Below are 25378 nucleotides of genomic sequence, written 5' to 3'. Positions count from 1 at the left end.
AAGAGATAAATATGAGCAAGCTAACAGGTGGAGTAGCAGAGAAATAGAAAACGCATCCAGGAGTGATCATGATGGATTACCAAAAGACAGCCAGAGAAGTGCTTAGATCGGTGGGGGGAAACGAAAATGTGAACAGTGTCATTCACTGTGTCACTCGTCTGAGATTTAAGCTGAAGGATAATCAATTGCCAGATAAAGAAAAAATCAAGCAGATTGACGGTGTCATTACCGTCGTGGAAAGTGGCGGCCAATTCCAGGTGGTCATCGGGAATGAAGTTCCCAAAGTATACGAGGCTCTTTTGGATACGATGGGAGTAAAGCATGGAGACCAGGCAGTTGAGGGCGACCCCAAAAATGAAAAAGGGAGCCTGTTCAGCCGGTTTGTCGATGTAATCTCAGGCGTGTTCATGCCCGTTGTTGGTGTGCTCGCCGCTGTCGGGATTCTAAAAGGGCTGTTGGCCTTATGCACATCTCTGGGCTGGATGACTGATCAGATGGGCACGTACAAAATTTTGTATGCCACAGCAGACGCTATGTTTTACTTTTTTCCAGTTATTCTAGGGTTTTCAGCAGGTAAAAAATTCGGAGGAAACCCCTATCTGTCTGCTGTATTGGGGGCCGCCTTGGTGTATCCGACCATCACTTCCGCCTTTACGGATAAAACGGCACTGTCCTTTTTGACTATACCGGTCGTTCTGATTAATTATACTTCTTCTGTTATACCTATCATTATTGGAGCGTTCTTGGCAGCTAAGGTCGAGAAAATGATAAGTAAGTATGCACCTGCTTCTATTAAAATGTTCATTGTGCCTTTTCTGACCTTGGTCATTATCTCACCGATTGTTTTTCTGGTTGTAGGGCCGATAGCAACTGTAATCAGCGATGGGTTAGCCAAAGGCTCCATGTGGATTTACCAGTTAAGTCCCGCTATAGCTGGGCTCGTTCTAGCCGGATTCTGGCAGGGCATTATTATCTTTGGCTTGCATTGGGCGTTCATACCAATTCTCCTCAATAATGTAGTTACGAACGGGTTTGATCCGATTAACGGTATGCTGTTCTGCACTACGTTTGCACAAACAGGTGCAGCTTTCGCCATTGCTTTAAAATCACGTGACCCTAAATTGAAACCCATTGCCACTTCTGCCACCATCGCGGGTTTGATGGGGGTTACTGAGCCAGCTATTTATGGGGTTACGTTACCCACCAAAAAACCGTTTATTTTAGCCTCGATCGCTGGGGGAATAGGTGGAGCGGCAGCGGGCTTACTTGGCTCAACAGCATATGGATTTGCCTCAGGTGGGATTTTTGGTATCCCTTTATTCATTAATCCAAAGGGGATAGATGCAGGCTTTATCGGTTTTATCGTATCTTTGGTTGTCGCTTTTGTAGTCGGATTTATACTGACCTATCTTTTTGGCTATAAAAATGCGAAACCTACACCTGAGATTAAGGTTGCAGATGAAAGCAAAGAGGAAGAAAAAACCGTATTTAGTCCTTTAAATGGTGAATTGGTCCCTTTGACTACAGTGAAAGACGAGGCTTTCTCCAGTGGTGCGATGGGTCAGGGAGCCGCGATTATCCCACGAGAAGGAGTAGCTTACGCCCCTTTTGATGGAACTGTTGTTACCGTTTTCAAAACTAAACATGCGATTGGACTTATTTCTGAGGATGGAGTTGAACTGCTCATTCACATTGGAATTAATACGGTCAGCTTGAAAGGAAAACATTTCACTTCTTATGTGTCTGAAGGAGATACGATTCAAAAAGGGGACAAGCTGGTTGAATTTGATCCAAAAGCTATAGTGGATGAAGGATATGATCTCACCACCTCAGTTATAGTAACCAATACTGCGGTGTATACGGATATTTTAGCGGAAGACTCGAATGAGATTCAGGTTGGAGATCGCTTATTGAAGATTAGATAGTTCTTAATACAGTTTTGAAAGATAACTCATCAAGCTGACGATGACCCTGTATAAAAATAGGGTGGCCGTCAGCTTGTTTGGATATGGAAACAGATTTTGCAGCATGTACTACAATAGCAGGTCACCATACCCCCAATGAGTTCATCATCTGCCTGAAGGAGCGTACATATTTATCTGGCGCCAACAGGTTCACGATTCGTGTCCGCCCCTTCTCGCGAATAGATTCCCGATGAGGGACGTTGTTCATCAGCTCTAATCCTTGCAATACCGCCTGTAAAATGTCTCCCTGCTGATAAAACTTACCGGTTTCGTTGTGATCAATGAATGCTCGTACTCCATCTGAATCAGAGCTTAACACCGGGCAGCGACAGGCCATCGCCTCAGCTACCGCGTAGCCGAATCCCTCCACCAGCGAAGTCGAGAGCAGGTACCCACCTGAGTCGCCAATCATGGAATAATACAAAGGCATTTTAGCATGAGGCACGCTTTTAAAACGCTCGATAATCGTGGACATGCCAAGCTGAACAAGCATGTTCTCGAATTGTATTCTATCCTCCGGCTGGGACAAGGTGTCATCATAGAACATCCAAATCCGAAGATCGGCACGATTTTGCAGCATCCAGTAAGAAATGTCGACAAAATGCCTCCAATTTTTATTGGGCTCCAATCGCCCAACCCATGCAATGACCGGATGAGCCGGGGGAGTGTTAGGTACATAATTAAATACGGTAGTATCCAGTACATTAGGAAACACAAAACGATTAAGCCATGGACACAGGCTGGAAAATAGCTGTATGAGGTGAGTTGTCTCCGGTAGAAGCACCGCATTGGCATGGCTTTGAAGATACGGAACGGCTTCTGCGACAATCTTTGCAGCTTCTTCGTGAGTGCCAAAGCCCTGTGATTCATAGATTAATATCCCCTGGTAGCCCAACATTCGCAGTCTGGGGAGCATAGGAAAGTCCGAAGAGACGATAATTGCATCGTAGCGATAAGATTCCACCAGTTTTCGAAGTTCTTCTTCAGAGGAAGTCATGAACACCGGAATATCGCCATGCAGGTTTTGCATCCCGGTACCCTGCTGATAATAGAGAAGATGGCATTCAATCCCGTCTTGAATGAGCGCTTTACAGCGTTGACGGTTCAAGGTTTCCACGCCACCGCTCGGTATATAAAAAGTAAATAGAACTTTGATCTCGATAACCTCCTTTGCCAACCACAAGCTCTTATACCAAGTTATTCAACCTGCAGGGCGGGGTGTGGGTTTCTATGGAAGCTTGGATTGAATTAGCGCATAATTATGGCGAAGGCGAGAATCTTCCGGAGAGCGTTCTGTTGCTTCTTTTGCAAATTCACAAGCTTTGTGCATTAGACCCAACTCGTAGCAAGCGAGGGCTCCAAGATCATATAGTGTGGCATCCCAGCAAAACTCCTCTTGCATATACGTATCGGGTCGTGTTGAAATTTGCAGCGCTTCTTCGACCATATGATAGACAGCCGGCCAGTTCTTAGTATGATAGGCAAGCTGCGCCATTTCCGTGTAAGGTTCACGTAAGTATGGCGCTTCCGCAATAGCTCGGTATAACCAACGTGCAGCCTCATGTAATTGTTCAGTTGCCTTATACGCTCTAGCGATAAAGCGCATCGAAGCACTGCGTTCATCGGCCCAGCGCGCCTGCGGCATGGCAAGATGCTGTTGCAGTGTAGCGATGCACTCGTCCCAACGGGCGTGATACATATATTCCCGTCCCAAGTAATGCATATTGCGATCGTCTTCAGGAAATTCACGCACAGACTGCTCTAGCAGCGGAAGGTATTGACTGCGGGACTTGTGCAGATCTGGATCATGATACAAGCGGAGCTGGTCTGATCGGATGCTGCGTTCTTCACCTTCCCCAATGTATTCAAGCACCTCATGAACCGGACGTACCCAGCGGTAGCCGTGACGAGTGTGTATTTTTTCTTTCCAGAACCATGTATAAGCGGTATCCTTCCCGGGCTGTCCATGGGTAAAAGCGTACAGCATCCGGGTAGTTCCTTCCTTCCAGCTATTTTCCAAACGCGACCGCCATCCCTCTTCCCAAACTTCATCCAGATCCGTACAGACACAAATATCTACATCGCCCGGGACTAGCCGCAGGGACTCATTGCGAGCCTTATCAAAGCGCCAAGGGGTTATCTGAATTTGATGCACTTGTGCACCTGCTTCGCGCAGCAGAGCAACGGTGTCGTCTGTAGAGCCAGTGTCGGCTACAATGACAACATCAGCTTCCCGCATGGAGCGCATCCAGCGCTTGGCGAATCGGGCTTCATTTTTACTGATGGCATAGACGGCTATCTTGTAACGATTCTGTTGTTGCATTTGCTTGCTCCCCCTTTCATTGAATTAAAGAATGATGTCTGCTGTGGGAAGTGCTTTATTGGGAAGGATTCAGGATTGAGCTGAAATATTGTCGATTATGCAGGACATGCGGGTCATTGGGAACGTACTTGGCTGCTTGCTCATTGTGCCAGTTCGCGCGTGTATAGTCTTTTAGCCGAAAATGACAAATGCATAGCTGGATATGAGGAAACCACGTTTGGTACGCGTCTTGTACCGGGCCCAACGTATCAGGAGGATTCAGAGTGGTAGCCATGTCATACCAATAAACGGCTTTGGGAATCTCATTTTTATGCAAAAAATAATGACCCATTCGACAGCAGAGGTCAGCCCTTGGGGTATCGAAGGTCAGACTACGAAGAGCCGCAGTAATACTTTCCTCCAGCTTGCCAAGTTGCTGCAGACAGTCAGCCATTTTGCCGCATGCACTAATTGCATCCTCTACCCAGCCTTGTTCGGTGTTTAGAAAATCCCGGTAAGCCTGTACGGCCTGTTCATACATTCCATTGTCTTTAAGCTCATTAGCGTAATAGTAGCGGTCACGGGGAGAGAAGACATGACCTTGAGCGAGCAGCTTCTCATAAATTCGCAGATTTCGGCCAGGGGAGAGTGTATGTGTTCTGGTGTGAGTTATGGCAATATCCGCATGCTGAATGCTTCCGTCTACGGCGAGGTACTCATGCACGGCTCCATGCCAACGGAACCCGGCCGACCGTCTGACCAAGCGATTCCGACGAAAATGGAGGGTGACATTGCCATGATCATCAAAGGCATAATGATATTTCATGGACACTGCATCTACGATTGGTGGAGCTGAGGAATTAAGAGTGTGCTTTAGCTCAAGCAGCTTGACAGCATCCTGTTCCTTCAAAATGTCATCGGCATCCAGCCAGAGGATGTACTCCTGTGTAGCTTGCTCAAAAGAATAGTTACGTGCAAGGGCAAAATGATCCTGCCATTCAAACGAAAAAATCCGATCTGTAAAGTTGCGGCAGATGTCAATGGTCCGGTCCTGTGAACCTGTGTCCACAATATTAATTTCATCTACAATATGATGGACCGATTCAAGGCAAGCACCAATGGTATTTTGGTCATTTTTGACGATCATGCACAGGCTGATACTGATCAATTGAGTATCACTCCTTTGGGAAGCGTTTGAAAATTCAGGTCAAACCTGAGGTTGAATCTAAAAGGGGTCTGAGTTATAGAAGCCCTGCCGCAATGGCGGCAGGGCAAGGATGGCAAAGCCATAACATGTTGTCGATAGGATATGATGCATCGTTTAAGTTCACGATGTGTTAATACTAGAAGGTTAGAGTCCAGTCGGTCCGGTCGGTCCCGTAGGTCCAGTTGGCCCTGTAGGTCCAATCGGTCCTGTAGGTCCAGTCGGTCCAATTGGACCTGTAAAACCAAGACCAAATGGTCCGGTCGGTCCGGTCGGCCCCGTGTCGCCAACAGGCCCGATAGGTCCGATAGGTCCGGCAGGTCCAGTGTCGCCTGTGGCGCCGGTAGGTCCGACCGGTCCAGTAGCGCCAGTGTCACCTGTGGCGCCGGTAGGTCCAGTCGGTCCGGTAGCGCCAGTGTCGCCAGTGGCACCCGTAGGTCCGGCAGGTCCAGTAGCGCCAGTGTCACCTGTGGCACCCGTAGGTCCAGCCGGTCCAGTAGCGCCAGTGTCACCTGTGGCGCCCGTAGGTCCGACCGGTCCAGTAGCGCCGGTGTCACCTGTGGCGCCCGTAGGTCCGACCGGTCCAGTAGCGCCGGTGTCACCTGTGGCGCCCGTAGGTCCGACCGGTCCAGTAGCGCCGGTGTCACCTGTGGCGCCTGTAGGTCCAGCCGGTCCGGCAGGTCCAGTGTCGCCCGTGGCACCCGTAGGTCCAGCCGGTCCGGCAGGTCCAGTGTCGCCCGTGGCGCCTGTAGGTCCAGCCGGTCCAGTAGCGCCAGTGTCGCCAGTGGCACCCGTAGGTCCGGCCGGTCCGGTAGCGCCAGTGTCGCCCGTGGCGCCCGTAGGTCCAGCCGGTCCGGTAGCGCCGGTGTCACCCGTGGCGCCCGTAGGTCCAGCCGGTCCGGTGGCACCGGTGTCGCCAGTGGCACCCGTAGGTCCAGCCGGTCCGGTAGCGCCAGTGTCGCCCGTGGCGCCCGTAGGTCCAGCCGGTCCGGTGGCACCGGTGTCGCCAGTGGCACCCGTAGGTCCAGCCGGTCCGGTAGCGCCGGTGTCACCCGTGGCGCCCGTAGGTCCAGCCGGTCCAGTAGCGCCAGTGGCACCTGCAGGCCCCGTAGCACCTGTATTGCCACTGGCGCCTGTAGCACCAGTTGGTCCAGCCGGTCCGGTTGGGCCCACAGCTCCAGTTGCACTTGCTTTAACAAGGGCAACGGAATCAATGGCTACATCAGCAGTGTTAGCTAAGGCATTTTTGCTAATAACCAAAAAGGCAAAGGCTGCGTTAGCTGGAACAGGGGCTGTTACTTGATACAGGGTTTGCCATGTCCCATTCACAGCATCGGGTAATGTGCCTGCGCTCAAATAGGTAGTTAGCCCAGTACCAAGGAAGCTAAAAGTTGCGTCATAGTAATAGAGAAAAATGTTGAGTTGAGGATTGATCAGGCTTCCTATTTTCGCAGCTGACAGGCTTAACGTATAACTTTCGCCTGGGGTGGCAAAAACGACCTGGGAAAGGGAGGCATCTACCGCGCCTCCTGCCAGGATCGCACTATAAAAGTTTGTCTTTTTTACGGATAAGTTAGTGACGGTCACATTTGCAGCGTTCCAAAAAAGGGTAGATCCAGTCTCGAAGTCGCCGTTATTAACTAGATTGGTAAATAATACGGTCATCGCTTTTTATACACTCCCTTCACACGTTGTAATGATAGTAGATGCGAATCCACGCCTTGGAGAACCGTACAAGTTTACGAGGGCAGATGTGTATTTTTCTGTTCACATTTTAGACACATTGTTTTAAGCTTCTATTTAAGTAACGTTAAGCTGAAGCTATATGTGGGGGATTATCATTAGAATTTAAAAGTGTAGCATGAAGTGCAAGGAGACCGCTTCGCGAAGGCTTTGAGCTTCCGATCGCTGTTGCTGTAGGATTCTTCTTGGATTAGATAAGACAATTAAAGGTAAGAATCCTACAGCAAAGGCGAACGCTATCGCTTCTCCAGCTTCAAATCCTCTGCTTCGCTACTGCCTGCTTCCCATGCACCATTTTGGGGGAGGGGAGCAGGAGGAAGGAGACCGCTTCGCGAAGGGTTTGAGCTTCCGATCGCTGTTGCTGTAGGATTCTTCTTGGATTAGATAAGATAATTAAAGGTAAGAATCCTACAGCAAAGGCGAACGCTATCGCTTCTCCAGCTTCAAATCCTCCGCTTCGCTACTGCCTTGCTTCCCATGCAACATTTTGGAAGGGAGAGCAGCAGGGAAAAAGATCACGAATAAAGAAAGGGTGGAACATGTGCTCAAAGTGCAGCAGGTGAGTAAATGGTACGAGGGCAACCGGGGCGTACATAAGTTGGATTTTGAGATGCAGCGCGGTGAAATTGTGGGTTTTTTGGGGCCCAATGGTGCGGGTAAAACGACGACGATGCGCATGATTACAGGGTATCTTCAGCCAAACGAGGGAGTAATTACGATTGACGGTATCCCGATTCAGGATAAAGGCAGACAAGCCCGCTCCAAAATTGGTTATCTGCCGGAAACGCCCCCATTGTATGGGGATATGTCTGTAAGATCCTACTTAAAGTTTGTAGCCAGCATTCGGGATGTGCCTGCGAGAGAACAGAAGCTGCGTATTTCAGAGATGATTTCCCGACTGGGTCTGAATGGACGTGAAAAACAATTGGTCCGTAGTTTATCCAAAGGGTACAAACAGCGCTTGGGATTGGCAGGTGCAATTGTTCATAACCCGGATTTGCTAGTGCTGGATGAACCGACCTCGGGCTTGGACCCCAATCAGATTTTGGAGATTCGTCAGCTCATTCAGGAGATTGGTGAAAATCACACGGTATTGCTCAGCACGCATATTTTGCCCGAGGTGGATGCTTTGTGCAATCGGGTTCTGATCATCCATGAGGGGAAACTGGTTATGGATGGGCGTCCTGACGCGCTCGGCGGTTCGATGGAAGATGGATTTAAGGTGAAGGTGGAGGTCAAAGGCAAACCGGAGCAGGTAATGGATGTCCTACGAGCTTGGGGAAAAGTAGAGGTTGAATCTTTAACGCCTAATCTGCCTTCAGCCAATACGAAGCTGACTGCCACAGAGCAGGATTTAACCGGATGGTTGCTTACAGGGGCTTCCGGTGAGGATTTTCGCGAAGAGCTGTTTTTTGTGCTATCGGATGCGAAGCTTCCGATTTTGGAAATGAAAAAAGAAAATCTGAGCTTGGAAAATATCTTTCAGCAGTTAACCACTCGGGAAACGGAAGAAGGGCAGAGTGGTGATCCAGCGATTCATGATCGACATAACTCTAACAATGAAGTAATGGTTAACACGATGGATCATGAAGAAGTGTCGGTCAGCGATAACAAGATCGAAGAAGACAAGGATACAGGAGGTAATCGGTCATGAGGCGTTTGTTCGCAGTCTGTCAAAAGGAGCTGCAAGCCTATCTATGGACCCCAACGACGTATTTTGCGCTTGCGGTGTACATGCTGCTGACGGGGTTACTATTTTATACGAACTTTGTAATGTATCAGCCTAGTATTCTGGACTATCGACTGGTACTCGGTGACACATTGTCCATGCTGGTGTTTGTCGTTCCATTACTCACGATGCGGCTGGTTGCAGAGGAATTCAGGCAGGGTACGGATGAATTGCTGCTTACTTCACCTGTGAGTGTAACGGAAATCATGATTGGTAAATTTTTGGCATCGCTGGGTATGTTGCTCATACTGGTACTGTGCAGTCTGGCATATCCGGTCGTGATGTCCTTTTACGGGTCGCTGGATTGGACACTGGTATTTACTTCCGTGATCGGCCTGTTTATGCTTGGCGCAGCCATGATGGCGATTGGCTTATTCGCTTCGACGCTTTCACAGCATCAAATGATGTCGGCGGTCGTCAGTTTTATTCTCTTACTCGTGTTCTGGATGCTGGATTCGTTTGGTGGACAAACCGGCGCATCTGCGGCGCTGCAGCAGTGGCTAGAACCATTTTCACTAACCGCGCGGTTTGACAGTTTCACCAAAGGATTGCTGAATGGAGCCGATGTGATGTACTACGTGACGGTGGCGGCGCTCTTTTTGCTATTTAGCATCCAAGTGGTTGAACGGAAACGGTGGAGGTAATGAAGATGAAAAAATGGCTGGGTCACACCAATAGTGTGGTACTATCAATTGCTGCTGTAGGTATTTTTATTTTATTGACGTTATTTCTGCGTTCGCTGGGAGGTTTTCAGCTGGATCTGACGGCAGGCAAGCAGTATACGCTGTCTGATCAGACGTTGACGACTATTCAGGGTGTAAAGGAAAACGTACGATTGATTGCCTTTACTGTATCCACTTCACAGAATCAGAAGCTGAACCGGGATGTTACGGATATGCTGCATGAATATGCCAAGCGTAACAGCAAGCTCAAAGTCGAGCAATATGATTTGAATCAGGAGCCGATAATGGCCAAGCAGTATGGTGTTACTGAAGCCTCCATCGTGCTGGTGCAGGGAGAGAAGAAGCGGGTTATAGATATTGGAAGTCTTTTTACGCAAGCCCAGGGGAGTAGTGAAGGAGCGTACCAATTTACCGGGGAAGAAAAGCTGACTAGTGGACTACTGGCATTATCGTCTACACGTCAAGGAAAAGTGGTTTTTCTGACAGGACATGAGGAAATTCCTTTGTCCCAAATGACCGGATTAAGCAGCTCGTTGGCGCAAGATAATGTGAAAACAGAGGAAGTTCAGCTCAATCAAGCGGGTAGTGTACCCAAAGATGCGTCTGTACTGGCTATTGTCGGTCCAGAGCGGGATATTAGTGCAACGGAACTGAAGAGTATTCGTACGTATCTAAATGATGGTGGAAAGCTTTTTATGGCGTTAGGATTTCACCCGAACATGGGAACCAGCTGGAAAAACCTTGACGCATTAGCGGCTGATTATGGGGTGAAAGATACTCATGCTATTGTGGTGGATCAGGCACAGACGAATACGCTGGGTCCTCTATGGACGGTTCCTACCTTTGGCAGTCATGCGATCACCGATAAATTGGCGGCCTCTAATCTGTATCCTGTTCTTTCGCTGTCTATTGCTTTGCAGGCAGAAGAGCAGAAGAATTGGAAGACGACGCTATTGCTGAAATCTTCTGCAGCCAGCTATGGTGAAACGAATATTCAGGGACTGTTGAACAACGAAACGCAGAAAGATGCCAACGACCCACAAGGACCGCTTGATCTCGGCTACGCGGTAGAAGGGAAAGACGGCAAGCCCAAAGCAGTTATTCTCGGAACGTCAGCCCTCCTAAGCGATACTGAGATCAGCACAGGAGGGAATCGAGACTTTGTGCTGAATAGTCTGAATTATGTACAGGAACACTCGGATGGACTCACTATTCGTCCTCGTCAGGAGCAGGATTTTAAGGTAGCGTATTTGACCGCAGCTCAAGCGAAAACGGTATTAGCCATATCAGTTATCGGATTGCCGCTGCTGTTTGCGGTGATCGGAATCTTATTATGGTGGAGGCGAAGAAGTGCATGAGAAAATGGATACCCACAGTGCTGCTGCTAGTCGTATTGGGAGCGGGTATAATCTATGCTAAGAGTCAAAACTTCTTTCGTGAACAAACCCCGGCGACTCGTCAGCTCGTTCAGCTTACACAAGGAGATATTACGTCTTTTGCAATCACTGGAAAGGACGGCAAGTCGGTGGAGCTTACTCAGCGTGATGGCAAATGGAGCATGACTAAGCCACGAGCTTACCCGTTAAATCAATATACAATAGACAATTGGTTAAGCGCGATTCAAAATGTAAAGCTGGGTGATGTCGTGGAATCGTCTCCCACAGACGTAGCCAAATATGGAATTAGCGCTACCCATGACCAGATTGAGATTAAGACGAAAAATGGCGGTGTTCGCACCTTTGCCTTCGGTGAGGCGCTGCCTTCCGGAGATGCTGTCTATGTACTATCAGACCAAAAGGAGATAGCTTCCGTACCTATAGATACACTTTCGGGTTTGCTGCTGGGTGTTGATGATTTTACAGATACAACGCCGTTTGATTGGGACGATACCAAGCTGAGCGGAATAGAGTGGGAAGGACAGAATGCCTCATGGATGCTCCGATCCTCCGGTAACAGTGGGACTGGGGATACTACTTCCTCATCTTGGACGCTTAACGGCAAGGCAGTAGCTGGTGACACGGCGACTTCCCTCTCACAGCAAATCAAAAACCTGGCCAGCAATCAGGCCTTGCGCAAAGCCTCCGAGCTAAACAAGCCTGTTCACCGCTTTACGCTGAGCGTATCGCTGGGTAAGGATGACTCCCAGCAGGTCTATCAGGGCTGGACACTTACCGATGATCCAAATACGGTATGGGTTGTGCCGCCACAAAGCAATTGGGCTTATGGTCTGGCAGCATCTGATGTGGACCATGCAGAACAGAGTGGTCATGACCAGGCTAAGGCTAGCAAATAATTATTACATTTATAATAGCGAACAAAGAGGCTCCAACGGCGAATAATCGTCGCGTGGAGCTTCTTTGTGTTCGTTATTCATCAGGCTTGCTGCTTTTGGAAGAAGGGCTGTTATTATCGTTTAAATCCTGGATAACCCGAATCAGCTCATGAAGTGAGAGATCCAGCTTATCCAACTTTTCCTCCATCGTATGCAGGATGTGCCGCAATAAAATAAAACAAAGTCCAGCCGGAAAGCCTACGTTCGTAACCAGAGAAAGAGCGTCATCCATGTGCAATCTATTTCCCTCCTTTTTAGCCATATATAAAGGAAGGTAAATTAAAAGAACCATATACAACTGATTGTAAAAATAGTATAATAAATAAGAACAAGTGTTCTGTTTTGGTTGTTAAATTGGATTACAAATTACCCTATAATATGAGGATTTAGAAAAAGTCAAATCCAAAGAGAAGGGTGATTTATATTGGAAAAATATCAGCTAACATTGGTAGAACAATACCGTAAGAAGTTGTATCGCATTGCCTGGAGAATCCAGTATCGTGCTCGGGTACAAACCAACCATGAATTTGTAATGGAAAAAAACGAAGCTATCAGCGCTCCATCTTTTACAGAATCTGCAAACTCTAATATGTACACACTACAGCTTATCAACTCTCTATCTTCTGAGATCGGAAAAATGATCATCTTTGACCTTTACATACTAGACAAAACCGAAGCACAGATTGCAAAAGAGTTAAAGCTATCCCAACAGGCGGTGAATAAATGGAAAAAGAAAATGCTCAAAGAGTTATTTCGGATGCTGAGTTCGTCCAATGGCTCAAATTAGCGCAAAGTGGGGATCAGGAGGCCATGAGCAGGATACTTTATTTGTTCGAGGAAGACATTCAGAAGACGAGCCGGTATATACGTATGTCCCGTGAAGATGCTGTTCAAAGTATTGTAGTTGATTTTATTGAGGAGCTACGGCAAGAGCTAAAGACAGAAATCTAGAGAAAAAGTGGACATTGGAAATAGCCTTGTCTATCCTTATTCGGTAATTTTAACTGATGTAACGGAGGGCCTATAGGTGTATGAATGATGTGTATGAGTGATAGCAGGGCTTGCGAAGAGTTGATTCTATTAACAATGTTGGGAATAGTAAATAAGCCTGCAAACGTCCATACTATGATGGTGTTTGCAGGCTGTTGAGGTTGTAGGTTTATTTAGTCGACATACTTGTTGCCGTCAGCATCAATATAAATGGATTGAACGGCTGTACGACGGTAAGGATATCCTGCTGCTGTGGTACCGTTAATTTCATAAGTTACAGAATAAATGCCAGGCTTGTCCGCTTTGGAAAGCTCAATTTGCCCGGTAGGGTTAACAGTTTTCTGTTGCAATGTCAGGCCCTTGGACGCTGTAGTGACTCCTTGTTGCGGATCACCATAGTATTGAACTTGGTAAGTAACTTGTGTGACGCTAGCCGAGGAATCCTGGGATTTCATATTTAGTTTCGGGCCCACTGCATTTAAATTGTATTTGAGTTCAGGTACTTGAACGGCATGATAGCGTGCAATCAGAAGATACGCACCACGATCAGCAATTACGGCGTTCAGCTTATAAATACCTGGTTGAGGATTGGAAATTACTGCACTATGATGCCAAGCACCGGCAAAGATTTCTTCATCACGACCTGCTTTCACATTAAGCAATTCGGTAGTTCCGTCAGGTTTGGTCAATTCGAGTTTACTCACACGCTGATCGCTGATCCAGTCCAGATCAATGGATTGGACACCATTTTCAACCGTGAGGGTTTCGGAGGCTTTTCCATCATAATCGCCGCCTCGGATAAAATATGAATTATCAATCTCACTATAAGTGGCTTGTACAGCAGAAGCAGTCAGGGAAGATGCTGCTGAAAAGGCCTCAGTTTCCTGATTCAATGCTGGAGTGTTCGCTTGGAGGTAAGGTAGGATCAGGGAGAAGACGTAAGAGCCGGTACGAACCTTGGCATGATCCCAGGAACCGACTTTAACTACACGTCCGCCGGGAAGTTTAGCATTGTCGACTGTGACCACGCCGTCATTTTTGCCAAAGGAGGAGAGGTAAAGTCCACCCAGTATGTAAGAGGCGGTGCCGCTAGACCAGTTATCACCAGCAAATGTGAAGAACGGAATTGTAGTTGCATTGCTGAGTGCATCGGTCTTGGTTCGGAAATATTTCATATAAGATGTTTGTAATGTAGAGGTGCCGGGATTCTGTGAGCCGACGATATCTGCCAGCCATCCGGCCCAGCTGCTGTAGGCGAGATCTGCGAGTTGAGAGCCATGATGAGGACTGCTGAGGGTAATGACACGTTGTACGTAAGGAGCTGCTCCGTTGTATACGAGAGCGGTTTGAGTATCCACTCCACCTTTGCTGTGGGCGATGATGATGAGTTTTTTTCCAAAATGATTACTAATGACTTTGATTTTGTCGGCTAAAAGCTTGCCATTTTCCCACATATCCTGGGATGTGCCATTCGCGTCGTACAGATTAATGGTGGCCGTCTGGTATCCGGCATCACGTGCGCGCTGAAGCATATCGTTATTATTCTTGGTCCACACTTCAGCGCTACTGTTCAAGCCATGCACAAACAATAAGGCGGGCTTGGCAGGATCAACTTGAGTAGGGGGCGGACCTTCGAACCAGCTTCCAGCGGGATCTTTCGGGGCTTCAGGTGTAGTGGAGCCTGCAAAAGCACCGACGGGAACAAGAGTGACGGACAACAAAAAAATGAGCATCAAAACAGTGAGCTTCTTCAAACTGTAAATCCTCCTTTTTGTAAAATAAAGTATTTCGAACTTATTATACATGCCATCTTGTGGTAAATCATCAATTGAATTTCATATTTACATTAAAATTTTATTTTTCAGTCATTTTTTAGTCAGGATATCCCTAAGATTGATGGCGCATGCTAACCTCGTCACACATTATATATGTATGGAGGATGAGTTCATGCCAGGAACTAAGAAGGTCATCAGTTTGACGATTTCTGCTGCTTTACTTGCCAGCATGGCTACATTGACAGGATGTGGGACTGCCAATCATAACGTCCGCACGAACGCTACTCGCTATAACACGCAAAGCACGCACCATTTGGACGGTGTGAATCGTTATGGTTTAGATGGGGTAAACCGTTTAGATGGTACGAACCGTTTGGATGGTGTAAACCGCATGGATGGTGTGAATCGTTATGGGGTGAAATCCAATGGCATAAACGGAGTGCCATTGAATGAAAATGCCAACAGAACTGGACATCCTGTCCGTAATCTGCAAGTCGATCGCAACTTGTCCAAACGTATATCCGAAATGCCGGATGTAAAGTCTGCGACAGTATTGGTCGGTGAACGTCATGCATATGTAGCTGTCTCCCTTAAAGACCAAGGCAATGGCACAGGTGTCGGTACACCGGGCCATAACGGTACTCCAAGTACTAATATTGGGCGTAACGGGAATGTACCGAGTGTGAATGGCGTCACTGGCACTAGAGGGGACCGTACAACGGGTACTACAACGCCTGGAATGACAGACAATGGACTTACCGGAACGGGAACACCTGCGCGTCGTGATGACGGTTTGTACGGTACAATGGGTACAGGCTCGTACGGTATGATTCGCGGTTTGGCCGATGGCACCCGCACGGACGGTGCTCGTACGGATGGCACCCGTACAGATGGCACCACAGTGGAAGGTGCAAGAACTGCATATGAGCCTAGCGCATTGACCGAAGATGTAAAAAGTAGAATTGCTAACAAGGTTAAGCAATTTGCACCGTCGATTGAACAAGTATATGTTTCAGCAAACCCTGAATTTATAAAGCATACCACCGACTTATCACGCAATGTTCAAAATGGTCACCCGGTCAGAGGATTGAGCAACCAATTGGTGGATGTCCTTGAACGCGTATTCCCTACCCATGCGGCGGGTACGAATCATCCAACGCTAAATACACCAACACGTCCACAAAATCATACGCCTGCACCGATGAATCATCGCTAATTTCAAACTTTATGCAATGCCAAAGAAAGAGCTATCCATCTCAGCGAATATGCTGAAGGATAGCTTTTTGGTTTTGGGGAATGATATCACCATGACAACATTATTTGCGTATTCCTTTTATCCACACACCTTGCAAATTTAAGTCGGCATCCAGCAACAAGATGTCTGCTTGTTTACCTGCTTCAAGTGAACCTGTTCGATCAGTTATGTTCAGGGATCGAGCCGGATTCAGGCTGGCCACTTGTGATGCCTCGGGAATACTCAAGCCTACCTGTTGAACCAGATAGCGGAAGCCTTCAATCATCGTTAGTGTGCTTCCTGCCAAAGTAACGCCATCTTCCAGTCGTGCGACACCGTCCTGTACGATCACTGGCAGATCGCCGAGTGTATAGTGACCATCTTCCAGCCCGGTGGCCGACATGGCATCGGTGATGAGGATAAGATTATGATCCTGCTTTAATTTGGCAAGCAGGGAAATGGCGGCAGGATGCACATGGATGCCGTCTGCGATGATTTCTGCTTCAATACGCGGATCAGTGAGTACGGCTCCTACGGCTCCCGGTTTGCGGTGATGCAGCGGAGTCATGGCGTTAAAGGTATGCACGGCATGGTTTAAACCTGCCGCCGCTGCCTGTTCAACCTCTTCATACGTAGCATCCGTATGACCGAGAGCCGCGGTAATGCCGTGACTACGCAGCCATGGGATGAGTTCAAGGGCACCTTTTTGTTCAGGCGCAAGTGTGACCTGGCGAACAAGGCCCGGATAGCGCTGCTCCCATTCTGCTACCCAAGCGAGGCTTGGAGGCACGATATGTTCCGGGTTTTGTGCTCCTGCCCAGTTTGGACTGATGAATGGCCCTTCCAGATGCACACCCTCCAATTGCGCATGCGGCATGGGAAGTGCCATATAGGCGTGAACTTCTCTTAATACCTGGTCAATTTGTTCCTTCGGCGCAGTCATCGTGGTAGCCAGCATAGCCGTCGTTCCTTGCAAACTGTGAAAGGAGGTGATGGTATCCAGCACCCTCGAATCAGAGTCCATAAAGTCCTCGCCGTTACCGCCGTGAACATGAATATCAATAAAGCCTGGCAACAGGTACCCTCCCTCGTGGCGAACAATATTCGCCGCTTGTGTGACACCTTCTTCCGGATGGCCTAAGACCACTGAGGTCCAATCCACGGGCACATCCTCTTTTGAACCAGCGTATACAATGGATTGTCCCTCAATGATGACAACTCCATTGGGAATGAGGTCATTCCCAACGACGACTTGACCATACAACAGCTGCGGTAAGCTACCACTCATCTCATCTGAATTCATTTAAGCCATCCTCCTGCTTCCTGATCCAATAAAATAAGCACGTTGGGGTGACATTGCAGCAGAGAAGCTGGACACTCTGTTGTGACGGGTCCAGTTAAAGCCTGCTTTAAAATGTCGGCCTTCTCTGCGCCAAAGGCCACCAGTATAATTTGCTTGGCCTTAAGAATGGTGCCAACTCCCATCGTCACTGCTTGTCTGGGCACTGCATCTATATCGCCAAAAAATCGGGCGTTGGCCAAGCGCGTTCTTTCTTTCAAATCTACAACATGTGTAGCTCCAGTCAAGCTGTGACCGGGTTCGTTAAAGCCGATATGGCCGTTATGACCAATGCCAAGCAATTGGAGATCCACAGGTCCATGATCCAGAATGGCCTGCTCGTGCGCTGCACATTCTGCAGTGAGATCTAGGGCATTCCCGTTAGGGACGCGTGTATGAGAGAGGGGAATGTCGATATGCTGAAACAAATGCTCATTCATAAAGCTTCGATAGCTCTGCGGATGTTCTGGGGAGAGACCAACGTATTCATCAAGATTCACAGAATAGGCGCGTGCAAAGCTCACCTGTCCCCTGCGGTACATATCTGCAAGATGTCGGTAAATGCCAATTGGCGTACTACCGGTGGCCAAGCCCAGCATCGCTTGTGGTTTGGATAGTAGCAAGCTGGCGATCACAGTGGCAACAGTAGCGTTCAGGTCTTCACGGCTGTTCAAAATGCGTACATTCATCTTTAGTGCCCCCCTGGTTGTTTTTTGAGCTTACTCACTTGTTGATATGAACCTTCCAGTCTCGGAATATATTTGTCAAAATTTGCGCTCACCATACCTGTAAACAGGATATCGATCATATGAAGCTGGGCAATGCGGGAGGCCATGTCTCCACGGCGCATTCCTTCCTCCAATGAGGAGGAAAATAGCGCAATATCCGCAAGGCTTGCCAGCGTATTGTTTCCAAAGGAGGTCAGGGATAATGTTTTGGCACCCTGTTCTTTTGCACAACGTAGAGCAGCGATTGTCTCCTGGGTTTCCCCTGAATAAGAGACGGCAAAGGCTACATCCCCGGCTCCAAGCGAGGAGGCAGAGGTAATCTGCATGTGAGAATCCGCGAAGGCAGTGCTGTTCTTGCCAATACGGATTAGCTTCTGGTAAAAATCCTGCGCCACAATCGAGGATGTCGCCATCCCATAGAGATCTATGCGGTTTGTAGCTGACAGCCATGCAATGGTCTGTTCCAGTTTGTCGAAATCCAGCAGCCGGGTTGTGTCCGCAATGGAAGCTGTATGGTTTGCCTGAATTGCCTGCACGATACGTGAAAGTGAATTTCCAGCCACAATGTCCTGATAGGATTCTTCACCTGTATGGTTGGAATGGGACAACTCGGTGGCCAGCTTCATTTTGAAATCAGGATACCCTTTAAAATGTAGTGACTTGCAAAACCGTGTAGCAGTTGCGGCACTCACACCACAACGCTCTGACAACTCCCGAATACCCAGATGCAGTACATCCTCCGGGGCTTTCAGGATAGATTCCGCCAGTTTACGCTCTTGTACAGGCAACTGCTCCAGTCTTTGGGATAAGGTGTGAAGGATAGGGGACATGAGCTGTGCTCCTTTAGCTATATAATACTTGTTTGAAAAAAAGTATCATTAAATTCAATGGAATGAAGAAAAATATTTTCGAGTATATTGTAAAATAATTACACTCTTCATACAAGAGGGGGGAAGCAAGATTTAACTTTCAAGTTCAGCTTCAACAGAATAGTGAATAAAAAATGTAGAGAAATTTGTAGAATTTAACACACATTAATTTACAAATTACGATTTTTACTTACAAAACAACCTATTGACTTGTCTCTTCAAGGAAGGAGTATAATTGAATATAGTTCCAATCAAGGAATTTTTCTAGGAGCTTTTCAGAGGGCATCGTTGGACGGAAGAGTAGGATCTCATTCACAAGGAGGAGTTTGCTATGCAAAGCCAAGTGATTGAAATGATCAGCGCGGTCAAGGAAGATCCTGAATTGGTCGCCAAGCTGAATGGACATTCGGACATTATTCATGATGCAGGACTGGATTCGTTGCAATTAGTTCATTTCATGCTGCAAGTGGAGGATGCATTTGATGTAGAGATTGATTTTGATTCCTTTGAGTTGGAACATCTCTGTTCAGTAGATGCGTTTTGCAGTTACATTCAAGGAATTAACAATGCGGAGCAAATGCCGCACCCGGAAGGTATGGAGACAGTCTGAACGCAGGATAGATTTTGCCTGAAAATCCATTAAACGAGGTGTTAGCATGCAGCCCAAAAGCAATGTGCTGATTGATGAGAAGGCTTTCAAGCTCATCAAGCGTAATCTGAAAAACGCTTCCGTGTCTTATCGTAACGCAACACAGGATCCGGCTTTTAAAACGGACATGCCCCAGACGATCGGTATTAAGCTGACTAACCGTTGCAACTTAAGATGTACGCACTGCTTTGAATGGAACGAGGAAGGCTATCATCACCAGATGGATAAAGAAGAACAGAATATGGATCTTGCTCCGGACATGCTCCGGCAGATTTTGAGCGAAACAAAGGAAGTGAAGTCCCGGCTGTACATGTGGGGTGGCGAACCGATGTTTCATCGGCGCTTTGATGAAATTTTGGACGTGCTGGCGGAAGATCGGCGTGAAATGACCTTCTGTACAAATGGGCTACTCATTGATAAATATTTGGACCGGATTTTGGACTTGTCCGAAAATCTGGAATTGTTAATAGCGATTGAAGGTTTTGAAAAAGAACACGATTTAATACGCGGTAAAGGCACCTTTCAAAAAACAATGCGGCAGATGGATAAGCTGATTGAACTTCGCGATCAGGGATTGTACAAGGGACGGGTAACTGTCCATGCGGTCATTAACGATAACATGATCGGACGGATGTACGAATTTCTGCAAATGCTGGAGGACAAGAGGCTGGATCTGGTGCTGCTGACGTTCCCCTGGTACATTTCCAAAGAAACCTCCTTAAAAATGGATGAATATTTTACACGTAACTTCTCCTGGCTCCGACAACTTGAAGAAAATAATATTAGTAGCTGGCATGCTTTCAAATATAAGATCAACCCGGCTAACATTGACCCTCTGATGCAGGAATTACAGCGGATTAATGAGCGGGTATGGAACATTCGCGTGCGTTATCAGCCCGGCTTGGATTATGAGGAAATTGATAAATTTATACATGGCGAGGAAATGGTCAGCCGTTGTTCCAATCATTGCTTGGCGCTCACCTCCAGAACAGATATTTTACCAGACGGAAAGGTCATGCCCTGCAAATTTTTTAGTGAGTTCACGATTGGAAGTTTGCGTGAGCACAGTCTGAAAGAGATATGGAATTCGGATGCGTATGAGAAAACTCGGCAAACGATTAACCATGAAGGATTGACGCCAGTGTGCTCCAAATGCAGTGTACTGTATCTGCACGGAGCAGGCTCTCTGAAATACATTTAGTTTCCTATGAATCTCTTATGGATGTTGTTTGCTATTGGATGGAAGAGAGAGGGATGAGGACAAGACGTGACGACTAAAACGATTAACCTTGTAGAAGCACTTGCTCATGAACGGGATCATGGTGTCCTGATTTGGCTGTTTAATATTGGCGCAGAGCAAGTGTGGCATCCATCCCCCCGGAAGGGGGGCATGGTAGACCGGGATGAACAGCAGGTCGTAAACCGGATGGAGGAAATGAATCTCCTGCTTTGTCGAAGTCAGGATGTCATTATACTCCGTGAACAGCCGGATGAGGCATTTCTGGACATGCTTCAGCGGTTAGGCTTCAGCCTGCCGCGCATTGAGGTGCCAGAGCCCTCGGACCCGCTAACGCCGATTTCAGAGCTGGTGCTGGCGGATGACGCGCTTTTGGCACGACTGCGCACGGTTGCGGATGCAGGTCATAGCAGCCGCGGTGCCAAAGCATGGCTCGTTCCCTATGCGGTCACACCGCAGGAGGAAGCGATTGCGGAGCGTTGCGGACTGGAGCTGATCGGCGCTCCATCCGCGGTCTGTGCCCAGGTGAATGATAAAATATTTAGCCGTTTGACCGCACAAAAGCTTGGTTTTGCTGTCAGCGAAGGCGCTGTATGTGCAGACGAAGCGGCAATTCGCAGAGAATGTGAGAGACTGGCTGGCTTATCGGACGGGCCTGTGAAGCTGATTATCAAGCAGCCACACGGTGCCTCTGGACAAGGCATGTATATGCTGGACGAGCTGTCCAAGCTGGACACGCTGCTGAGTGTGATGAGACGCTTCGGCGGCTCGTCATCGTCTTCTGGCGGCTGGCTGGTGGAGCGCTGGCACAATAAGCAAATGGATCTGAACTACCAGCTCTGTATTGACGAGGGCGGTGGTGTGACGATGTTTTCGCTAAAAAGGCAAAACGTAGACGGAACAGTATATATCGGCTCCCAGGTTCCTGCTGATATTGGCGAGACGCTGGAGGAAGAAGTCAGACGATGTGCCTATCAGTTGGGAACATATCTCTATTCCATCGGGTATACGGGAATGGCCTCCATTGACGGTTTTGTTGATGAAGATGGTTTGCTGGTTCCGGTAATCGAGATTAACGGTAGATTTACCCTGTCTACTTACATCTCATTCTTGTCCTCTGTGCTGGGGGAGCAGCATAAAACCTTGTCCCGCTACTACCGCAACGTGACCGCTACACCTCTCACCTACAGCCGTTTGTGCGGGCTGCTGGCGGAGGAAGGCTTGCTCTATACACCCGAACGGCCTGAAGGAGTGTTTGTTTATACAGCGGGTACCTTGTCAGGCATTCCTGTAAAGCGGGGCTATGTGAACCGGATTTTCACACTTATTTTGGCAGACAGCTGGCAGGAAGCGGATGCTTATGCGCACAAATTGGAAGGTATCATTGCTGGATTAGGATGTTCATAAATGGGAGGGAATCGAGAATGAAGACAGATGTATACCATGTAGTGCCTTTGCTGGAAAAGGTTTTGAAGCTGGCTCCCGGCGAGCTGGAACAGTTGACTCCGGATCAGGACCTGCGAACCTTGGGGCTGAATTCCTTATCTGCCGTTGAATTAATTGTGGAATTGGAAAATGAGCTTGATATTACGATGGAGGACGACGATTTGGTGCTAGAGCATCTGTCTACGTTGCAAGGCATTGAACGTCTGCTGGGCAAATATGCATAAGGGCGCTGAACGGACAAGAACTATGTTGCAATCCGATATGGGGACTCGGCATGAATCCATAGTTGACCATGGTGCAGAAGAAATCGCAAATGCTCTCCCAGGGAAGCATTGTGTATATTCTTCACTGCGTACTTCATTGCAGAGGTATGGGGTGAACATGGCCGAAGCCGAGCTGTTCATGCTGTGTGGGAGTATGTGTGCGGAGTATGGTGGCAATTTGAAGCGCTTCGGACCGGAGAAATATCCGGAGCAGCTTCAAGAAATGGCCGCGAGTGGCGGACCGGTTATTCGGGTAGAACCGTGGGTCGAAGGAATCAGCAATGAGACTGACCTGCTGCGGGTGCTCACATCCGGTTATGGTACGATGCTGCATACGTCGAGCACTGCTTTGACCTATCACGATGTATATGTGAAAAATTACCCAAGGGGCCACGTGATTGAGTTGTGCGGATTGGACTTGCAAGAACGGACGGCACAGGTAAATGATAGCTTTCTGCTTGATTCCTCGGGACATGCGATGACTTATGTGGGCTCAGCACGGCTCGACGACCTCATGCAGGGCATTATTGAGTATGCATGGCTGGTGGAGCAGCCTGTCCCGCTGTCGCCAAGGGAGCTGCATGCTGCGTGTGCATACCATATTCGTCAGTATGTGACAGGTGAAAAGGTTGCAACAGACCAGCATGTCAAGCGGGGAGATGCCGGTTACCGGGCATTTGTCGGTGACTTCCATCTGCTGGAAGACATGGAAGATCAGGAGTTTCGGACGTACTGCCATGAAATCTATTACAATCTGCGATTGGGCAGCGCTCTTCATTTAACGGATTATACAGCTGATTATTGCCGGCTGCATCAAGCTACGCTGGGGCCGCAAGCACAGCATGTCATTGAATTGGCACAGGCGTTATACGCGGATTGGCACAAGCTTAATCTGCATATTTACAAAACAGGACTCCAATTGCGCAAGCATCGGATGCCAGAGATTACAGAACGGGCGCTGCATTTGATTGAAAGACAGCGGGAGATGCTGGAGGAACTGATGATTTTGGCAGAGCAAGCTTCCGAGTAGTCCAAGCATTTGGCTAGGTCAGGCACATTCATCTTAGGTATCATGCACAGAGGAAAGAGGAGGGGAATTCATTGCCGTCCATTACATTAAACCAATTGTCGAAAACGTTTACGTACTACAAAAAAGAGCCGGGCGTGCGCAAATCGTTGCAAAATTTGTTTAAGCGTGAACAGCTGACCAAGAAGGCTGTGCAAAACGTTAGCTTTAGCATTGAGGAAGGAGAAATTGTCGGATTTCTTGGTCCCAACGGGGCGGGCAAAACAACGACGCTCAAAATGCTGTCCGGTATTCTCCATCCGACGGACGGGGAGGCATCGGTACTCGGCTTTACCCCGTGGAAGCGACAAAAGGAGTTTAAACGTCAGTTTTCCATCGTGATGGGACAGAAAAACCAGCTCTGGTGGGATTTGCCCGCAAGCGAGTCGTTCGAGCTGAACAAGCTGATTTACGAAATCGATAATAACCGTTATAAAGAGGCGCTGGATGAGCTGGTCACGCTGCTTGGGGTGGAGGAGCAGCTTCATGTGCAGGTTCGACGGCTATCGCTCGGCGAGCGTATGAAAATGGAACTGATCGCCGCGCTGCTGCATCGCCCACGGGTCATTTTACTGGATGAGCCGACTATCGGACTGGACCTTGTTTCTCAGCGGCGAATTCGGGAGTTTTTCAAAGCCTATAACCGTACACACCGGACGACCATTTTGCTGACAAGCCACTACATGAAGGATATTGAGGATTTATGCACCAGATCCATCATTATCAGTGGGGGCAGTTTGGTGTATGACGGAGACTTGCACAAGGTGAACGAGGTCATTGGTGCTCGTAAATTGCTCAAGGTTCGATTGGAGACACCTGTATCCAGTCTGGCGTTGGCGGGGCTCGGCAAGCTTCGCTCCAACTCGGAGCTGGAGGCGGTATTTGAGCTGGATGCAGACGATACGTTAACTTGGTCCAAAAAGATTTTAGATGCACTGCCTGTCGTTGATTTTACGATTGAGGACGTCCCGCTGGAAGAGGGGATAGCCAATTTGTACGATGGGGGCAGGCTGGCCGATGCGAAATAACAAATATGTGAAGGTACTCCAGCTTGGCATGCAAAACGAAATGGAGTATCGGGCCAATTATTGGCTTCAAATGGCTGGATTTATGTTGCCGATCATGACACAAATATTTCTCTGGCTTGCGGTATTCGGTTCTTCGGGACAAGCAAGTGTGCTGGGTTACTCTCTGTCGGAAATGCTGGTGTATGTAGTTATGGCAGGGGTAACTGGAAAACTGATTGCCACGGGCTTTGAATACGAAATTGCTACAGACATCAAGGAAGGCGGACTGGCAAAATTCATGGTACAGCCTGTGTATTATTTTGCTTACCGTTTTTGCCGGTTTATCGGAGGCAAAGTCATACAGTCTGCAGTCGTGCTGCTGGCGGCTGCTATTTTGTTGTTATGTCTTAGCCTGGAAGGACAAATCAGCTTCGGGCTGTCGCATATCCTGCTTTACATATTGGCGTTGCCGGGAGCGCTTGTGCTTAATTTTGTGGTCTATTACGCGCTCAGCGGCATAGCCTTTTGGGTGACGGAATCGGCAGGACTATTTTACACGCTGTCGCTGGTTATTTATGTAGCTAGCGGTACCGTGTTTCCGCTGACGATTTTTGGAGATGCGTTGGCCCGTCTGTTCAGCTTGCTGCCGTTCAGCTACACCGTATTTTTTCCGGTGAATGCGTTGACAGGCAAGCTGACTGTACTGGAAGCCGCCGAAGGCATTGGCGTGCAATGGATCTGGATTGCAGTGCTGGCGGCCGTATCACGCTGGGTGTGGCAAGCCGGAGTCAAACGCTTTGTCTCGGTGGGAGGTTAAC

24 protein-coding genes are annotated in these 25378 nt (G+C 48.2%); 15 read left to right on the top strand and 9 right to left on the bottom strand.

Annotated elements, in window-relative coordinates; all coding sequences use genetic code 11:
- The first annotated feature begins 71 nt into the window (after positions 1 to 71).
- Entirely contained in the window at positions 72 to 1925 is a 1854-nt protein-coding gene (locus ACQQ6X_RS19660; protein ID WP_305166833.1) for a beta-glucoside-specific PTS transporter subunit IIABC, read from the top strand.
- A gap of 121 nt (positions 1926 to 2046) precedes the next feature.
- Here the strand turns inward: ACQQ6X_RS19660 and ACQQ6X_RS19655 are convergent, their stop codons facing one another.
- The 4 genes from ACQQ6X_RS19655 to ACQQ6X_RS19640 all read right to left on the bottom strand — a co-directional run bounded on the left by ACQQ6X_RS19655 (position 2047) and on the right by ACQQ6X_RS19640 (position 7135).
- On the bottom strand, positions 2047 to 3141 hold the full coding sequence (locus ACQQ6X_RS19655; RefSeq protein WP_305166699.1) for a glycosyltransferase family 4 protein: 1095 nt from the start codon (positions 3139 to 3141) through the stop codon (positions 2047 to 2049).
- A 51-nt stretch (positions 3142 to 3192) separates the two neighbouring features.
- The gene (locus ACQQ6X_RS19650; RefSeq protein WP_305166698.1) at positions 3193 to 4287 is read right to left on the bottom strand and encodes a tetratricopeptide repeat-containing glycosyltransferase; all 1095 of its coding nucleotides are present in this window, start codon (positions 4285 to 4287) and stop codon (positions 3193 to 3195) included.
- A gap of 55 nt (positions 4288 to 4342) precedes the next feature.
- A complete protein-coding gene (locus tag ACQQ6X_RS19645; protein ID WP_305166697.1) occupies positions 4343 to 5434 on the bottom strand; it encodes a tetratricopeptide repeat-containing glycosyltransferase family 2 protein in 1092 nt (363 codons plus the stop codon).
- Positions 5435 to 5617: 183 nt separating this feature from the next.
- On the bottom strand, positions 5618 to 7135 hold the full coding sequence (locus ACQQ6X_RS19640) for an NTTRR-F1 domain (RefSeq protein WP_305166696.1): 1518 nt from the start codon (positions 7133 to 7135) through the stop codon (positions 5618 to 5620).
- A 619-nt stretch (positions 7136 to 7754) separates the two neighbouring features.
- Between ACQQ6X_RS19640 and ACQQ6X_RS19635 the strand changes: the two genes are divergently transcribed.
- The 4 genes from ACQQ6X_RS19635 to ACQQ6X_RS19620 are packed head-to-tail and all read left to right on the top strand — an operon-like array spanning position 7755 to position 11918.
- Entirely contained in the window at positions 7755 to 8867 is a 1113-nt protein-coding gene (locus tag ACQQ6X_RS19635; RefSeq protein ID WP_305166695.1) for an ABC transporter ATP-binding protein, read from the top strand.
- Positions 8864 to 9586 carry an ABC transporter permease gene (locus ACQQ6X_RS19630; protein WP_016818483.1) on the top strand — a complete coding sequence of 241 codons (723 nt, stop codon included), beginning with the start codon at positions 8864 to 8866 and terminating at the stop codon, positions 9584 to 9586. The genes ACQQ6X_RS19635 and ACQQ6X_RS19630 overlap by 4 nt, the downstream gene beginning before the upstream one ends.
- Before the next feature lie 5 nt (positions 9587 to 9591).
- Complete coding sequence (locus ACQQ6X_RS19625) at positions 9592 to 10983, top strand: GldG family protein (RefSeq protein WP_305166694.1); 1392 nt, start codon at positions 9592 to 9594, stop codon at positions 10981 to 10983.
- Positions 10980 to 11918, top strand: coding sequence for a DUF4340 domain-containing protein (locus ACQQ6X_RS19620; protein WP_305166693.1), 939 nt, complete (start codon positions 10980 to 10982; stop codon positions 11916 to 11918). Before ACQQ6X_RS19625 ends, ACQQ6X_RS19620 begins: the two co-directional genes overlap by 4 nt.
- A gap of 73 nt (positions 11919 to 11991) precedes the next feature.
- Here ACQQ6X_RS19620 and ACQQ6X_RS19615 read toward each other — a convergent pair whose 3' ends face one another.
- On the bottom strand, positions 11992 to 12195 hold the full coding sequence (locus ACQQ6X_RS19615; RefSeq protein ID WP_149034136.1) for a hypothetical protein: 204 nt from the start codon (positions 12193 to 12195) through the stop codon (positions 11992 to 11994).
- A gap of 186 nt (positions 12196 to 12381) precedes the next feature.
- Here ACQQ6X_RS19615 and ACQQ6X_RS19610 point away from each other — a divergent pair, with 186 nt between their 5' ends.
- Both ACQQ6X_RS19610 and ACQQ6X_RS19605 read left to right on the top strand, forming a co-directional pair.
- Positions 12382 to 12744: a sigma-70 family RNA polymerase sigma factor gene (locus ACQQ6X_RS19610; protein ID WP_305166692.1), complete on the top strand. Its 363-nt coding sequence runs from the start codon at positions 12382 to 12384 to the stop codon at positions 12742 to 12744.
- Between the two features lie 23 nt (positions 12745 to 12767).
- Positions 12768 to 12908: a hypothetical protein gene (locus ACQQ6X_RS19605; protein WP_231116909.1), complete on the top strand. Its 141-nt coding sequence runs from the start codon at positions 12768 to 12770 to the stop codon at positions 12906 to 12908.
- Between the two features lie 212 nt (positions 12909 to 13120).
- On the opposite strand, the gene ACQQ6X_RS19600 is transcribed toward ACQQ6X_RS19605, so the two are convergent.
- Entirely contained in the window at positions 13121 to 14701 is a 1581-nt protein-coding gene (locus ACQQ6X_RS19600; protein WP_305166690.1) for an esterase/lipase family protein, read from the bottom strand.
- Positions 14702 to 14894: 193 nt separating this feature from the next.
- On the opposite strand from ACQQ6X_RS19600, the gene ACQQ6X_RS19595 reads away from it, so the two are divergent.
- The gene (locus ACQQ6X_RS19595; RefSeq protein WP_305166689.1) at positions 14895 to 15938 is read left to right on the top strand and encodes a YhcN/YlaJ family sporulation lipoprotein; all 1044 of its coding nucleotides are present in this window, start codon (positions 14895 to 14897) and stop codon (positions 15936 to 15938) included.
- Between the two features lie 100 nt (positions 15939 to 16038).
- Here the strand turns inward: ACQQ6X_RS19595 and nagA are convergent, their stop codons facing one another.
- The 3 genes from nagA to ACQQ6X_RS19580 are packed head-to-tail and all read right to left on the bottom strand — an operon-like array spanning position 16039 to position 18853.
- Positions 16039 to 17259, bottom strand: a complete 1221-nt coding sequence (nagA, locus tag ACQQ6X_RS19590; protein WP_305166688.1) for an N-acetylglucosamine-6-phosphate deacetylase — start codon at positions 17257 to 17259, stop codon at positions 16039 to 16041.
- Complete coding sequence (gene nagB / locus ACQQ6X_RS19585) at positions 17256 to 17984, bottom strand: glucosamine-6-phosphate deaminase (protein WP_305166687.1); 729 nt, start codon at positions 17982 to 17984, stop codon at positions 17256 to 17258. Before nagB ends, nagA begins: the two co-directional genes overlap by 4 nt.
- A 2-nt stretch (positions 17985 to 17986) precedes the next feature.
- Positions 17987 to 18853, bottom strand: a complete 867-nt coding sequence (locus ACQQ6X_RS19580; protein ID WP_305166686.1) for a MurR/RpiR family transcriptional regulator — start codon at positions 18851 to 18853, stop codon at positions 17987 to 17989.
- A 370-nt stretch (positions 18854 to 19223) separates the two neighbouring features.
- Here ACQQ6X_RS19580 and ACQQ6X_RS19575 point away from each other — a divergent pair, with 370 nt between their 5' ends.
- From ACQQ6X_RS19575 to ACQQ6X_RS19545, 7 genes are all read left to right on the top strand, one after another.
- Positions 19224 to 19502 (top strand): acyl carrier protein, encoded by a 279-nt coding sequence (locus ACQQ6X_RS19575; protein WP_305166685.1) that lies wholly within the window; start codon positions 19224 to 19226, stop codon positions 19500 to 19502.
- A gap of 46 nt (positions 19503 to 19548) precedes the next feature.
- A complete protein-coding gene (locus tag ACQQ6X_RS19570; RefSeq protein ID WP_305166684.1) occupies positions 19549 to 20742 on the top strand; it encodes a radical SAM/SPASM domain-containing protein in 1194 nt (397 codons plus the stop codon).
- Between the two features lie 66 nt (positions 20743 to 20808).
- Entirely contained in the window at positions 20809 to 22185 is a 1377-nt protein-coding gene (locus tag ACQQ6X_RS19565) for a peptide ligase PGM1-related protein (RefSeq protein ID WP_064797424.1), read from the top strand.
- Between the two features lie 17 nt (positions 22186 to 22202).
- Positions 22203 to 22448, top strand: a complete 246-nt coding sequence (locus ACQQ6X_RS19560; RefSeq protein WP_016818498.1) for an acyl carrier protein — start codon at positions 22203 to 22205, stop codon at positions 22446 to 22448.
- Positions 22441 to 23517 carry a hypothetical protein gene (locus ACQQ6X_RS19555; protein ID WP_305166683.1) on the top strand — a complete coding sequence of 359 codons (1077 nt, stop codon included), beginning with the start codon at positions 22441 to 22443 and terminating at the stop codon, positions 23515 to 23517. The genes ACQQ6X_RS19560 and ACQQ6X_RS19555 overlap by 8 nt, the downstream gene beginning before the upstream one ends.
- Before the next feature lie 71 nt (positions 23518 to 23588).
- Positions 23589 to 24581 (top strand): ABC transporter ATP-binding protein, encoded by a 993-nt coding sequence (locus tag ACQQ6X_RS19550; RefSeq protein ID WP_305166682.1) that lies wholly within the window; start codon positions 23589 to 23591, stop codon positions 24579 to 24581.
- Positions 24571 to 25377, top strand: a complete 807-nt coding sequence (locus tag ACQQ6X_RS19545) for an ABC transporter permease (protein ID WP_305166681.1) — start codon at positions 24571 to 24573, stop codon at positions 25375 to 25377. Before ACQQ6X_RS19550 ends, ACQQ6X_RS19545 begins: the two co-directional genes overlap by 11 nt.
- Position 25378 lies beyond the last annotated feature (1 nt).

Source organism: Paenibacillus ottowii (assembly GCF_050516475.1).
Classification (GTDB): Bacteria; Bacillota; Bacilli; order Paenibacillales; family Paenibacillaceae; genus Paenibacillus; species Paenibacillus ottowii.
The sequence above is the reverse complement of the archived record's forward strand: the minus strand, read 5'-3'. Positions and strand labels throughout refer to the sequence as shown.

Excerpts from the sequence above, each read along its gene's own strand:
- ACQQ6X_RS19545 (WP_305166681.1), top strand. The coding sequence starts at position 24,571 with ATGCGAAATAACAAATATGTGAAGGTACTCCAGCTTGGCATGCAAAAC.
- ACQQ6X_RS19630 (WP_016818483.1), top strand. The coding sequence starts at position 8,864 with ATGAGGCGTTTGTTCGCAGTCTGTCAAAAGGAGCTGCAAGCCTATCTA.
- nagB (WP_305166687.1), bottom strand. The coding sequence starts at position 17,984 with ATGAATGTACGCATTTTGAACAGCCGTGAAGACCTGAACGCTACTGTT.
- ACQQ6X_RS19660 (WP_305166833.1), top strand. The coding sequence starts at position 72 with ATGGATTACCAAAAGACAGCCAGAGAAGTGCTTAGATCGGTGGGGGGA.
- ACQQ6X_RS19575 (WP_305166685.1), top strand. The coding sequence starts at position 19,224 with ATGCAAAGCCAAGTGATTGAAATGATCAGCGCGGTCAAGGAAGATCCT.
- ACQQ6X_RS19580 (WP_305166686.1), bottom strand. The coding sequence starts at position 18,853 with ATGTCCCCTATCCTTCACACCTTATCCCAAAGACTGGAGCAGTTGCCT.
- ACQQ6X_RS19650 (WP_305166698.1), bottom strand. The coding sequence starts at position 4,287 with ATGCAACAACAGAATCGTTACAAGATAGCCGTCTATGCCATCAGTAAA.
- ACQQ6X_RS19625 (WP_305166694.1), top strand. The coding sequence starts at position 9,592 with ATGAAAAAATGGCTGGGTCACACCAATAGTGTGGTACTATCAATTGCT.
- ACQQ6X_RS19605 (WP_231116909.1), top strand. The coding sequence starts at position 12,768 with ATGAGCAGGATACTTTATTTGTTCGAGGAAGACATTCAGAAGACGAGC.
- ACQQ6X_RS19570 (WP_305166684.1), top strand. The coding sequence starts at position 19,549 with ATGCAGCCCAAAAGCAATGTGCTGATTGATGAGAAGGCTTTCAAGCTC.
- nagA (WP_305166688.1), bottom strand. The coding sequence starts at position 17,259 with ATGAATTCAGATGAGATGAGTGGTAGCTTACCGCAGCTGTTGTATGGT.
- ACQQ6X_RS19555 (WP_305166683.1), top strand. The coding sequence starts at position 22,441 with ATGCATAAGGGCGCTGAACGGACAAGAACTATGTTGCAATCCGATATG.
- ACQQ6X_RS19560 (WP_016818498.1), top strand. The coding sequence starts at position 22,203 with ATGAAGACAGATGTATACCATGTAGTGCCTTTGCTGGAAAAGGTTTTG.
- ACQQ6X_RS19595 (WP_305166689.1), top strand. The coding sequence starts at position 14,895 with ATGCCAGGAACTAAGAAGGTCATCAGTTTGACGATTTCTGCTGCTTTA.
- ACQQ6X_RS19620 (WP_305166693.1), top strand. The coding sequence starts at position 10,980 with ATGAGAAAATGGATACCCACAGTGCTGCTGCTAGTCGTATTGGGAGCG.
- ACQQ6X_RS19640 (WP_305166696.1), bottom strand. The coding sequence starts at position 7,135 with ATGACCGTATTATTTACCAATCTAGTTAATAACGGCGACTTCGAGACT.